At 65.3% G+C, this 11,896-nt stretch carries 11 protein-coding genes; 7 read left to right on the top strand and 4 right to left on the bottom strand.

Going from position 1 to position 11,896, the window contains the following annotated elements; all coding sequences use genetic code 11:
- Positions 1-514: 514 nt before the first annotated feature.
- Positions 515-1,771 (bottom strand): urate hydroxylase PuuD, encoded by a 1,257-nt coding sequence (locus tag DB032_RS00025; protein WP_107797750.1) that lies wholly within the window; start codon positions 1,769-1,771, stop codon positions 515-517.
- A gap of 33 nt (positions 1,772-1,804) precedes the next feature.
- Positions 1,805-2,158: a hydroxyisourate hydrolase gene (gene uraH, locus DB032_RS00030; protein WP_107797751.1), complete on the bottom strand. Its 354-nt coding sequence runs from the start codon at positions 2,156-2,158 to the stop codon at positions 1,805-1,807.
- 177 nt (positions 2,159-2,335) lie between these two features.
- Between uraH and DB032_RS00035 the strand changes: the two genes are divergently transcribed.
- From DB032_RS00035 to DB032_RS00065, 7 genes are all read left to right on the top strand, one after another.
- On the top strand, positions 2,336-3,076 hold the full coding sequence (locus DB032_RS00035) for a GntR family transcriptional regulator (RefSeq protein ID WP_107797752.1): 741 nt from the start codon (positions 2,336-2,338) through the stop codon (positions 3,074-3,076).
- Positions 3,077-3,093: 17 nt separating this feature from the next.
- Positions 3,094-4,032: an allantoinase PuuE gene (gene puuE, locus DB032_RS00040; protein ID WP_199225779.1), complete on the top strand. Its 939-nt coding sequence runs from the start codon at positions 3,094-3,096 to the stop codon at positions 4,030-4,032.
- Entirely contained in the window at positions 4,023-4,535 is a 513-nt protein-coding gene (uraD, locus tag DB032_RS00045; protein WP_107797754.1) for a 2-oxo-4-hydroxy-4-carboxy-5-ureidoimidazoline decarboxylase, read from the top strand. Before puuE ends, uraD begins: the two co-directional genes overlap by 10 nt.
- A 24-nt stretch (positions 4,536-4,559) precedes the next feature.
- Entirely contained in the window at positions 4,560-5,177 is a 618-nt protein-coding gene (locus DB032_RS00050) for a LysE family translocator (protein ID WP_107797755.1), read from the top strand.
- Positions 5,178-5,224: 47 nt separating this feature from the next.
- Positions 5,225-6,265, top strand: coding sequence for an allantoicase (gene alc / locus DB032_RS00055; protein ID WP_107797756.1), 1,041 nt, complete (start codon positions 5,225-5,227; stop codon positions 6,263-6,265).
- Between the two features lie 42 nt (positions 6,266-6,307).
- Complete coding sequence (locus DB032_RS00060) at positions 6,308-6,811, top strand: ureidoglycolate lyase (protein WP_107797757.1); 504 nt, start codon at positions 6,308-6,310, stop codon at positions 6,809-6,811.
- Positions 6,812-6,921: 110 nt separating this feature from the next.
- Positions 6,922-8,277: a nucleobase:cation symporter-2 family protein gene (locus DB032_RS00065; RefSeq protein ID WP_107797758.1), complete on the top strand. Its 1,356-nt coding sequence runs from the start codon at positions 6,922-6,924 to the stop codon at positions 8,275-8,277.
- Positions 8,278-8,304: 27 nt separating this feature from the next.
- On the opposite strand, the gene DB032_RS00070 is transcribed toward DB032_RS00065, so the two are convergent.
- Both DB032_RS00070 and DB032_RS00075 read right to left on the bottom strand, forming a co-directional pair.
- Positions 8,305-9,762 (bottom strand): sensor domain-containing diguanylate cyclase, encoded by a 1,458-nt coding sequence (locus tag DB032_RS00070; RefSeq protein WP_158274199.1) that lies wholly within the window; start codon positions 9,760-9,762, stop codon positions 8,305-8,307.
- Between the two features lie 278 nt (positions 9,763-10,040).
- Positions 10,041-11,741: a hydrogenase maturation protein gene (locus DB032_RS00075; protein ID WP_107797760.1), complete on the bottom strand. Its 1,701-nt coding sequence runs from the start codon at positions 11,739-11,741 to the stop codon at positions 10,041-10,043.
- Between the last annotated feature and the right edge of the window lie 155 nt (positions 11,742-11,896).

Here is an 11,896-nt window from a genome sequence, read left to right on the forward strand (position 1 = left end):
ATGCGGGTAGGTGCGGCCGGGACAGAAGCGGACGAAGGGCAGCAGTGCGCTCTGTTGCTCCAGAGCGTTCAATTTGTAGCGACGGCGCGGGGGAAAGTTTTGAGGCTGTTGCATGGTGTTTCTCCTGCTGTGACACAAGATAAACCACCTGCCGGGGAAGCTGAGGTGAGGCAGGCGCGTGGCAGGATTGGCGTACTGGTCTACTTACCAAACCAGTGAGTGCATGGCACTCCCCCACCATGCGCCTGCCAAATGGCACGGCCATAGTAAAGCTGCTCACGCGGCATGCCGCGTAAGCAGAAGTTGGTAAGTAGAGGACGGGACGCCAATCCCGTGTGCCGCTTGTTTTGGCGGCAACGTGAGGATTGTTGCCGAGCGGCGGGCGGGGGTCAAGGCGAGGCGGCTTCTTCTTGATCGTTTCAAGATATCCACAGATGGGGCGGAATGGGAAAGTTATCCCCAGTCAACCCATATGGCTAAGCCGCTCGCCATTTTCAAACGGGTCGGCGTTGCGTTAGCGGCCGGGCGCCGGCCCCCATTTCGCCAGAGTCTCGCGCTCTTCCTGGGTCATCTGGGTCAAATTGGCCAGCGGCATGTATTTGGACGCCACCGCCTGCTTGATTCGGTGCGCGTTGATGAGGATCTCCTGCGCATCGTCAAACTTCAGGCCGGCCGGCGGCGCCACGAAGCCGGCCTGACTGGGCGTGGCCGAGTGACAGGAGAGGCAGCGGTTTTGAATGATGGCGTGAATCTGCCGCAGACGGACATCGGCCGCCGTTTGCGCCGCCGCCGGTTCAGGGGCGTCCGCCGCGGCTTGCGGCGCCGCGGGCGCGGTATTGGGCGGGGGCGGCGCGGCCAATAGCGCCACGCCGACCAGCAGCAGGCCGCCCAGCGCCGGCAGCAGCGGCCGCTGGCGGCCGGAGTGGCGCAGCACGAAGTATTGGCGGATCAGCGCGCCGGACAGGATGAACAGCACCATGATCAGCCAGGCGTGGCGGCTGCCGAAGGTGAAGGCGTAGTGGTTGCTGATCATCAGGAACACCACCGGCAGCGTGAAATAGGTGTTGTGCACCGAGCGCTGCTTGCCGCGCAGCCCATCCAGCGGATTGGGTTTGTCGCCGGCCTGGATGGCGCGCACCATGCGGCGCTGGCCGGGGATGATCCAGAACAGGACATTGGCCGACATGCAGGTGGCCATGACCGCGCCGGTGATCAGGAAGGCGGCGCGGCCCTGGAAGATGTGGCTGCTGGCGTAGGCCGCCAGCGCCATCAGCAGCGCCACGGCCAGGCTGAGCGCGCCGTCGCGGTTCATGTCCGGGCTGATGCGGCGGCAGAGCTGATCGTAGGCCAGCCAGCCGCCCAAGAGGAAGGCGACGGCGATTAAGGCGGCCGCGCCGCCGGACAAGGCCGCCGCCCAGGCCCAGGGGCTGGCGGGGTTGACCAGGTAGAAGGTGGGATTGAGCAGGTAGAGCAGGGAGAACAGGCCAAAGCCGGACAGCCAGGTGGCGTAGGATTTCCAGAATGACCAGTGCAGCTTGTCGTCCAGCGGGAAGGGCGGTTGGCCCAGGTATTTCTGGTTATGGTAAAAGCCGCCGCCGTGTACGGCGAACATCTCGCCGTGCAGGCCGCGCCGGGCATCGGCGGCGGCGGGCGGCGACAGGCTGTTGTCCAACATGACGAAGTAAATCGATTCGCCTATCCAGGCGATGGCGGCGATCACGTGCAACCAGCGCAGCAGCAGGTTGCCCAGCTCCAGCAGGTAGTTTTCCATGGCGAGGTTTCCGGGTGGGGGACGGGAACAGCGTCAACTGCCGCGGTAGGTGGAGTAGCTCCACGGCGTCAGGACCAGCGGCACATGGAAGTTTTCGTCCGCCTTGGCGACGCCGAAGCGCAGCAGCACCTGATCTAGAAAGCGCGGTTCCGGCAGCTTCACGCCTTGGGCGGCGAAATAATCGCCGGCATGGAACAGCAGTTCGTACACGCCGGCGCGCAGTTGCTCGCCTTCCAGCAGCGGCCGTTCGCAGCGGCCGTCGCTGTTGGTCGTCGCCTCGGCCAGCAACAGCCTTTGTTCTCCGTCCAGCCGGTACAACTGGCAGCGCACGCCCGCCGCCGGCTTGCCGTGCATGGTGTCCAGCACATGGGTGGTCAATTTGCCCACGGTTGTTTCTCCTTTGTTGTGCGGCCCGATCTGGCGGACCTGTTGTCGATCTTGTTGTTCGCGATGGCGATTTAAAATTGTCGACAATTTGTGTTGACGATAGTGTTTGCCAACGACAATAATTGTCAACAAAATTCTGAAGGCATAGAGCGGGATATGGAAATACCGGGAGAGGACATGTTGCATTCCGCTAACGGAACGCAGGCCGCAGCGCCCAGGGCGTCCACCTTGGTGGGCGACGGCGCGCCGGGCAATGACGCCGATCGCTTGTACTGGGAAATCTTCGACGCGGTGATAGACCAGCGCTTATTGCCGGGGGTCAAGCTGACCGAGGCGGTGCTGTGTGATGCCTTTCAATGCTCGCGCAGCAGCGCCCGCAGCGCGCTGGCCCAGCTGGCGCACGACAAGATCGTCGACATCCTGCCCAACCGCGGCGCTTTCGTCGCCAAGCCGGACGAGAAGGAAACCCGCGATGTGTTCGAGGCGCGGCGCATGGTGGAGGCGGCGATTCTGGACAAGCTGCTGGCCTTGCCCGATCTGGCCGAGCGCCTGCCGCCGATGCGGCGCATGGTGGCCGACGAGCGCGCCGCCTTCGAGCGCGGAGACCGGGTCAGTTGGATCCGTCTGTCCAACGCCTTCCATGTGCAATTGGCGCGGCTGGCCGACAACGAGGTGTTGACCGAGTTGATGCACGGCCTGTGTTCGCGCACTTCGCTGATCATCGCCTTATACGATGTGCCCGGCCGCAGCGCTTGTTCCTTCGACGAGCATGAGGCGATTCTGACGCGGCTGGAGGCGGGGGACCGCGCCGGCGCGGCGGCGGCGATGCACCATCATCTGGAGGATTGCGAGCGGCGGATGAAGGTGGAAACCCACACCCATTTGGACCCGTGGACGGTGTTCAACCTTAAGCGCTGACAGCGGGAAGGATGGCCATGCAGGCGGATTACCCACGCGATTTGATCGGCTACGGCCGCGATCTGCCGGAGGCCAACTGGCCGGGCGCGGCGCGCATCGCCGTGCAGTTCGTGCTCAATTACGAGGAAGGCGGCGAGAGTTGCGTGTTGCACGGCGACGCCGGCTCCGAGCAGTTCTTGTCGGAAATCATCGGCGCGGAGGCCTACCCGGCGCGGCATCTGTCGATGGAGTCGATTTACGAGTACGGCTCGCGCGCCGGGGTGTGGCGCATTCTGCGCGAGTTTGAGCGGCGCGGCCTGCCCTTGACGGTGTTCGGCGTCGGCATGGCTTTGGAGCGGCATCCGGAACTGGCCGGCGCGATGGCGGAGCTGGGCCACGAGATCGCCGGCCACGGCTATCGCTGGCTGCATTATCAGCAGGTGGACGAAGCGGTGGAGCGCGAGCACATGCGGCGCTGCGTGGAGGCGATCCGTCGTTTGACCGGCCAGCGTCCGTCCGGCTGGTACACCGGCCGCGACAGCCCCAATACGCGCCGGCTGGTGGCGGACGACGGCGGCTTTCTCTACGACTCCGATTACTACGGCGACGATTTGCCGTTCTGGACCCTGGTGCGGCGCAGCGACGGCGGCGAGCAGCCGCATCTGATCGTGCCTTACGCGCTGGACACCAACGATATGCGCTTCGCCACCGCGCAGGGCTTCAATACCGGCGAGCATTTTTTCAGCTATCTGAAAGACGCGTTCGACGTGCTGTACGCCGAAGGGGCGGACAAGCCGCGCATGTTGTCGGTGGGCCTGCATTGCCGCTTGATCGGCCGGCCCGGCCGCTTTGCCGGCCTGTGTCGTTTTCTCGATTATCTGGAGCGTCATCCGCGGGTATGGATCTGCCGGCGGCTGGACATCGCCCGGCATTGGCGGGAGACGCATCCTTTCACCGGAGAGCGGCCATGTCCTTGACGCTGGAACGCATCAACGCCCTGCCGACGGAGCAGTTCGTCGCCGCGCTGGGCGGTGTTTTCGAGCACTCGCCGTGGGTGGCGGCGCAGGCGGCCGGCCTGAGGCCGTTCGCCAGCGTGGCTGACCTGCACGGCTGCATGCGGCGGCAGGTGGAGGAGGCGGGCGCGGAGGCGCAATTGAAACTGATCCGCGCCCACCCGGAGCTGGCCGGCAAGGCCGCGCTGCGCGGGGAGTTGACCGCCGAATCCGCCGCCGAGCAAGGCGGCGCCGGCCTGGATCAGTGTTCGCCGCAGGAACTGGAGTTGTTGCGGCGGCTGAACGTCGACTATCGGGCCCGTTTCGGTTTTCCCTTCATCCTGGCGGTGCGCGGCTATGGGCGCGCCGGCGTCATCGCCGAGTTCCAGCGGCGGCTGGCTGCCGAGCCGGAGGCGGAACGGCTGGCCTGTTTGCAGCAAATCTATCGGATCGCCGGCCTGCGCTTGGCCGAACTGATTTCTTCCTGATCCCGCGCCTAGACCGGAGCCGCCATGTCCAGCCAGATTCTCGTCATGTACTTGTTGTCCATCCTGGTAGTGATCGCCGTGCCCGGCCCCCTGTCGCTGTTCATGGTCGCCACCAGCGCCGAGCATGGCCTGTTGCGCGCCTGGCCGGCGTTTGCCGGCGGCGTGCTGGCGTCTTTGTCGCTGCTGCTTTTGTCCGCCTTGGGCGTGGGCGCGCTGATCCTGGCCTCTCCCGGTCTGTTCTCCGTCCTGCAGACGCTGGGGGCCGGCTATCTGCTGTGGCTGGGTTTCAAGACCTGGCGCGGCGCCGGCCGGGCCGCGGCGGCTCAGGGCAGCCGAAAGGCGGCGCCGGCGCAATGGTTTTCCCATGCTTTTCTGCTGGGCATCAGCAATCCCAAGGACATCGCTTTTTTCGTGGCGCTGCTGCCGCAGTTCATCAACGCCCAAGCGCCGCTGGCGCCGCAACTGGGCTGGATGGCGGCCGGCTGGGTGGCGATCGATTTATCGTGCAAGACCGCGTACGGCCTGTTGGCGGAGCTGTTCTTCCAGCGTCTGGTGGTGCTGCGGCTCGTCTTCCTCAAGGTTTCGGCCTTGTTTTTTCTCGTCTTGGGGCTGGCTCTGATTTGGGGCCGGCTGGCGGCATGAACGGCGTACGGCGCGCGCGCCGACGTCATTGATAAGGAGAAAGTCTGATGGCGCTTGTCAATCACCCGGCGGGAACGGCGCTGCACGCCCCGGCGGTCGAGGTGCCGGAGTTCGCCCGGCGTTACGCCAATCTGGCCGCGGCGGATTTCGGCGCCAGGGTCCTGGCCTGTTCCGATCAATGGTTCGCCACGGCGGAGCGGATGCTGCAAGCGTCCGAGCCGGTGTTCATCGTCGGCGAGTTCGACGATCACGGCAAGTGGATGGACGGCTGGGAAACCCGCCGCCGCCGCAACGGCGGCTACGACCACGCGGTGATCAAGCTGGGCCTGCCCGGGGTGATCAAGGGACTGGACATCGATACCAGCCACTTCAGCGGCAACTACCCGCCGGCGGCCTCGGTGGACGCCTGCCGTTCGGCCGGCGATCCGGACGAAGGCAGCGAGTGGGTGGAAATCCTGCCGGCCACTTCCTTGGGCGCCAGCGCCCATCATTTCATCGCCATCGACGATGCGCGCGATTGGACCCATCTGCGTTTGAATATTTACCCGGACGGCGGCGTGGCGCGTTTCCGCGTCTACGGCCAGCCCGCCTGCGACTGGGCGCGGCAGGACCCGGCCGCGCTGCATGAGGTGTCGGCGCTGGAAAAGGGCGGCCGCATCGTCGCCTATAACGACGCCCATTTCGGCGTGCCCTTCCGGCTGATCATGCCGGGGCGCGGTGTGAATATGGGCGACGGCTGGGAAACCCGCCGCCGCCGAGAGCCGGGCAACGACTGGTGCATCGTCGAGCTGGGACATGCGGCGCTGGTGGACAGCATCGAAGTCGACACCGCGCATTTCAAGGGCAATTACCCGGATCGGGTCTCGGTGCAGGCGGCTTACGTTCGTCAAGGCACCGATCAATCCATCGTGACCCAAGCCATGTTTTGGGAGCACTTGTTGCCGGAGCAGAAAACCGAGATGGACCGGCAGCATTTTTACGACAAGACCATGCTGCGCGATCTGGGCGCGGTCACCCATGTGCGGCTGAACATCTTCCCGGACGGCGGGGTCAGCCGGCTGCGGATTTGGGGACGGCTGGCGGATTGAGCCGCTCGCCCTTGCCGACGGCGTTCTGTTGAGGAGCGAGGCATGAGGATTCTAAGCTTGGAACCGTTGACCAAACAGGCGTTCGCCCCGTTTGGCGATGTGATCGAAATCGACGGCAGCGATTGGTTTCCCATCAATCAGGGCAGCACTCGCCGCTATCACCGGCTGGGTCTGGTGGAGGCCGGCGGCGGCCAGCCCGGCATCAGCATGGCGCGCGGCGACGCGCATGGCCTGCCGTTGGAGATCCGCATGCTGGAACGGCATCCGCTGGGCAGCCAGGCCTTCATTCCCTGCAGCGGCGCCGCCTGCGTGGTGGTGGTGGCGCCGGCAGGCATGGGCGACCGCCCGGACGAAGACCGGATCCGCGCCTTCCTGGCGCGCGGGGATCAGGGCGTCAACTACCACCGCGGCACCTGGCACCACCCGCTGACTTGTCTGGAGCAGGTGGGCGATTTCATTCTGCTGGACCGCATCGGCGCCGGCGACAACTGCGACGAGGCCGTCTTGTCGCGCCCCTGCCTGATCAAACCGGGCGGCGCGGGCTGAGCCTGCGCCGCCTTCCCTTTTTGCTGTCAAGGAGTCGATTGTGTAATACCCGCAAGTCGCCAGGACCGCGTGTTTGAAAAAGCGGCCCGGCATCTACCAAGGAGACGAGCATGGATGGCAAGCAGACGGTGCACCCGGTGGATCAGCCCCTGCCGGCGGGCAAGCTGTTCACCCTGGGCCTGCAGCATGTGTTGGTGATGTACGCCGGCGCGGTGGCGGTGCCGCTGATCATCGGCGGTTCCTTGGGCTTGCCCAAGGAGCAGATCGCGTTCTTGATCAGCGCCGATTTATTCTGTTGCGGGCTGGTGACGCTATTGCAGTGCGTGGGCTTCCGCGGTCTGGGTATCCGGCTGCCGGTGATCATGGCGGTGACTTTCGCCGCCGTGGGCCCGATGGTGGCCATTGGCGGCAACCCGGCGCTGGGCCTGCCCGGCATCTTCGGGGCCACCATCGGCGCCGGGGTGCTCAGCCTGTTGCTGGTGCCGCTGATGGGGCGCTTGATCGGCCTGTTTCCGCCGCTGGTCACTGGGGTGGTGATCACCTCCATCGGCCTGTCCATCATCCGCGTCGGCATAGACTGGGCCGCCGGCGGCAGGGGCAATCCGGATTACGGCCATCCGCTTTATCTGGGGGTGTCGGTGGCGGTGCTGGTGTTCATCCTATTGATCACCCGCTATCTGAAAGGCTTTTTCTGCAATATCGCGGTGTTGCTGGGTTTGCTGTTCGGCTTTGTCCTGGCCTTGCTGCTGGGCAAGGTCAATTTGGGCGGCCTGGGCGAGGCGGCCTGGTTCGCGCCCATCGCGCCCTTCCGTTTCGGCATGCCGCGCTTTGAGCTGTGGTCCATCCTGACGCTGACCGTGGTGATGCTGATCATCTTCGTGGAGTCCATGGGCATGTTTCTGGCGCTGGGGGAGATCGTGGAGCGTCCGGTGGACAGGGCGGCCTTGGTGCGCGGTCTGCGGGTGGACGCGCTGGGCACGGTGATCGGCGGTCTGTTCAATTCCTTCCCGCATACCTCGTTTTCCCAGAACGTCGGCCTGGTGGGCGTCACCGGGGTCAGCAGCCGCTGGGTGTGCGTGATGGCCGGCGGCATCCTGGTGGTGTTTGGCCTGGTGCCCAAGATGTCGCTGATCGTGGCCTCGATTCCGCCCTTTGTGCTGGGCGGGGCCGGCCTGGTGATGTTCGGCATGGTGCTGGCCACCGGCATCAAGATTCTGGGCAAGGTGGACTATCAGACGCAGCGGCATAATCTGCTGGTGGTGGCCATCAGCCTGGGCCTGGGCATGATTCCCACGGTGTCGCCCGGTTTTTTCCGGCAACTGCCGGAGGTGCTGGCGCCGCTGCTGCACAGCGGCATCCTGTTGGCCACGGTCAGCGCGGTGGCGCTGAATGTCTGGTTCAACGGCCTGGCGCGGCCGCGGGAGACGGCGTCGTCAGGCGTCGCGCTTGGGGAGGCCGCGCATTAGCGGGGGCGGGGTTGCGGCGGCCTGGGATCAGGCCGTCTCGGCGCCCGCCGCCGCGATCTCGCGCTTGTCGCCGTACATTTTGCGGTCCGCCACCGTCAGCAGTTCGTCGATCAACAGGCCGTCCTCCGGGTAATAGGCGATGCCGATGCTGACGCCCACCGTGATCAGGTTATCGTTGACCTCGTAGGGCTGATGAATCACCTGTTTCAGGCGATTGACGATTTTGTCCGCCTCGCGGTTGGATTCTATGTCTTCCATCAGCACCACGAACTCGTCGCCGCCCAGCCGCGCCACCGTGTCTTCGCCGCGCAGCTCTTCCTTGATGCGGGCGGCGATCAGTTGCAGGATGCGGTCGCCGGTGATGTGGCCGTAGGTGTCGTTCACCGGTTTGAAGCGATCCAGATCCAGGAACAGCAAGGCCAGCCGCTTGCCGCTGCGGTCCACCCGCGAGATGGCGTGTTGCAGCCGGTCGTAGAACAGATTGCGGTTGGCCAGGCCGGTCAGACGGTCGTGATTGGCCAGGTAGAACAGTTGGTTTTCGCGCTGGCGACGTCCGTGCGCCAGTTGCAGATAGTGGTGCGATACCAGCAGCAAGCCGGCCAGCAAGGCCAGCGACAGGAATAGCAGCATGCCCCATTCAAACGCGCCTATCTGCCGCCAGCCCAGTTGCTGGCTGATGGTGAGCAAGAGCGGCTGGCTGGCGCCGCCCAGCGGATGGCGGGCTTCCAGCCGGGGGAAGAGCAGGGTTTCCAGGGCGCTGGCGCGTGCCGCGTCGCGCAGCAGGGTGGGCGGGCCGGGCGGCGGGTCGTTGCGGTGGAACAGGCGCACTTCCACGCCCTCGCGCAGTGCCAGCGGGCTGGGCAGCAGGCTGTCGGCGCGTATCGCCATGGCGGCGAAGTGGGCCGGCGCCAGCGGGGCGGCCAGCGGTTTGCTCAGCATATCGTCCATGGCGCGGATCAGCAGATAGCCGGCCGGCAGGCCGGGCAACTTGATCTGACTGGAGATTTCCATCCGTCCGCTTTCCAGCGCGTTCTGAAGGGCTTGGCGCGCGGCTTGCAGCCGGCCCAGGTCCGCGGCCAGCAGGCCGGGCTGGGGCATGGGTTCGATGAAGGCGAGCGGGAACAGGCCGAAGCGGCCTTCCCAGCCGTCGCCGCTGGCGGCGGGCAGGGGCAGCGCCTGGCCGTACAGCTGCTTCAAGCGTTGTCTGAACATCGGCAATTGGCCGGGACTGATGCGTTCGATATGCCCCAGCCACTGGATCTGTGGATAACGGCGCAGCAGTTGCCGGGCCAGCCTTTTCTCGGACGGCAGGCTCCAGCTGCGGTCCAGCGTGCTGAAGGTGGCGTAGCTGTCCAGCACGGTTTCATGGCTTTGCAGTTTTTGATTGAGCTGTTCGGACAGCAGCAGGGCGTCGCGGTTGAATTGCTGCTCCGCGCCCAGCAGCGCGTGACTGGCGACCGACAGGGCCACTAGCGCACTCAGCACCAGCCATATCGCGATGCATCCTGCATAAACCAGCCGTGTCCGCATGTAGCAACCGTAGGAAGGGGGAAAGAGGGGATGACAGATTTTATAAGAAGGAGCGGCTATTTTTTAGCTTTGACTGATGAAAAAGCGGGTTTTAAGTAGTTGTACGTAAAACAATACTGTGGTTTTTCGGGATGAGATTGAAATCAAACGGCCCGCCAGGGCGGGCCGTTTGGGCGTTGAAGAGACGGGCCTTTGCTCTTTGAAGGCTGTATTAAACGCCGTCTCGCCGTTGCTCAGCGCGCCTGCGCCCAGTCGGCGATCAGGCGTTGCGGCGTGCCGCAGGCTTTGCGCTTGAGCACGAAGTTGCGGCATTTTTCCAGGAACTGGCCGCGGTTTTCCACCATGTCCTGGCGCATCTCCAGCAGCTCGGTCTGGCGGCAGCGCTCCATGCGCTCCAGATCCAGCTCGGCCTTGCGCGCGCGCTGCGGGCGGAAGCGGTCGTCGCTCAGCGCCAGTCCGGCGGCCTGCCGCAGCCAGACGCCGAAGTCGTGCGGGTCGTGCGGGCCGATGTCGTGGACCATGCCCAGACGCCAGGCTTCGCGCGCGCTCAGCGGCAGGCAGGCTTCGGTCAGTTGCCGGGCCTGTTCCTCGCCCACCGCGCGCGGCAGGCTGTAGGTCCAGTATTCCGAGCCGTACAGGCCCATGGTCTTGTAGTGCGGGTTGAGCACCACGCCGCCGCGGGCGAACACCAGATCGGCGGCCAGGGCCAGCATCACGCCGCCGGCGCCGGCGTTGCCGGTCAGGCCGGACACCACCAGCTGCCGCGCAGTCAGCATTTCCTGGCAGACGTCGTCTATGGCCTGGATATTGGCCCAGGCTTCCAGCCCCGGTTCCAGCGCGGCCTGGATCACGTTGAGGTGGACGCCGTTGCTGAAGCTGCCGCGGCCGCCGCGCACCAGCAGCACGCTGGTGTCCTGGGCCTTGGCCCAGCGCAGGGCCTCGCTCAGCCGCCGGCATTGCTCGGTGCTCATCGCGCCGTTGTAGAACTCGAAGGTCAGCTCGCCGACGCGGCCGTATTCGCGGTAGCGGATGGGCTGATAGCTTTCCTCGCAGTGAGGATGGGTGGCGAGGCTCCAGTCCAGCCGCGGCACGTCGTCCAGCAAGCCGGCCAGCACATGGCGCGCCGGGCGTTTGAAGGTTTCTTCGCCGGCCTCCGGCTTGCGGCGCAGCGCGCCCAGCCACAGGCTGTGCTCGCCGGCGCCCACCAGCACGGCGTCGTCGTGCACCGCCAGCAGTTGGCCAGGCTGGCCGGCGCGGTAGTCCAGATGGGCGTCGTAGACGTAGTAGTCGCCGCCGGCCAGTTGCGTCAGCACGCCGGGCTGACCGTCGGCGGCGTCGATGCGGCGCTTGATCTCGGCGGCGGGCTGTTGCCACAGGAAGGCGCGGTCGCTTTGCCGCATATTGGCTTGCAGCCGGCCGCGCACATGCGCTTGGCCGTAGTCCAGCGGCGCGGGCGCGAAGCCGGTGCCGAACTTCTCCACCACGTCGCGGATGCAATACAGGGCGGCGTCGCTGACCGGGCCGTTGTAGAGCTCGGATTTGCGCACGTCCGGCGGCATGTCGAATTCGCAGCTGGACCAGATCGGGCCGGCGTCCATTTCCTCCACCGCCTGCAGCGCGGTGACGCCCCAGCGTTTTTCCCGCAGCGTGATGGCCCAGTCCAGCGCCGAGGCGCCGCGGTCGCCGATGATGCCGGGGTGGATGATGACCACCGGCCGGCTGGCGTCGCGCCACAGGGTTTCCGGCACCCGGTCCTTGAGGAAGGGGCAGATGACGAGATCGGCGCCGGATTGCTGGATGTTGGCGCTGACTTCCTGTTCATTGGTGAACAGCTGCACGCTGACTTGGTGGCCGGACTGGCGCAATTCCAGCCAGGCGCGCTGGGTGAGTCCGTTGAACGCCGACGACAACAAGATGATTTTCAATGACCGCATGACCGCTCCTTGCCCAAAAATGAATGTATGGCCGGCGGCGGGACGCTGCCGCGCGAACCGTGCGCATGGGCAAGGATGATAGTTTTAGTTCTGATAATGACAAATGACTAAAGTCAAGCTTGATGCGATTGAAAATCAGAACGCAGCTTTCTGCC

It is taken from the genome of Chromobacterium sp. Panama (genome assembly GCF_003052555.1).
Classification (GTDB): domain Bacteria; phylum Pseudomonadota; class Gammaproteobacteria; order Burkholderiales; family Chromobacteriaceae; genus Chromobacterium.

Coding starts and splice junctions, on each gene's coding strand:
- DB032_RS00025 (WP_107797750.1), bottom strand. CDS start 1,771: ATGGAAAACTACCTGCTGGAGCTGGGCAACCTGCTGCTGCGCTGGTTG.
- DB032_RS00035 (WP_107797752.1), top strand. CDS start 2,336: ATGTTGCATTCCGCTAACGGAACGCAGGCCGCAGCGCCCAGGGCGTCC.
- puuE (WP_199225779.1), top strand. CDS start 3,094: ATGCAGGCGGATTACCCACGCGATTTGATCGGCTACGGCCGCGATCTG.
- uraD (WP_107797754.1), top strand. CDS start 4,023: ATGTCCTTGACGCTGGAACGCATCAACGCCCTGCCGACGGAGCAGTTC.
- DB032_RS00050 (WP_107797755.1), top strand. CDS start 4,560: ATGTCCAGCCAGATTCTCGTCATGTACTTGTTGTCCATCCTGGTAGTG.
- alc (WP_107797756.1), top strand. CDS start 5,225: ATGGCGCTTGTCAATCACCCGGCGGGAACGGCGCTGCACGCCCCGGCG.
- DB032_RS00060 (WP_107797757.1), top strand. CDS start 6,308: ATGAGGATTCTAAGCTTGGAACCGTTGACCAAACAGGCGTTCGCCCCG.
- DB032_RS00065 (WP_107797758.1), top strand. CDS start 6,922: ATGGATGGCAAGCAGACGGTGCACCCGGTGGATCAGCCCCTGCCGGCG.
- DB032_RS00075 (WP_107797760.1), bottom strand. CDS start 11,741: ATGCGGTCATTGAAAATCATCTTGTTGTCGTCGGCGTTCAACGGACTC.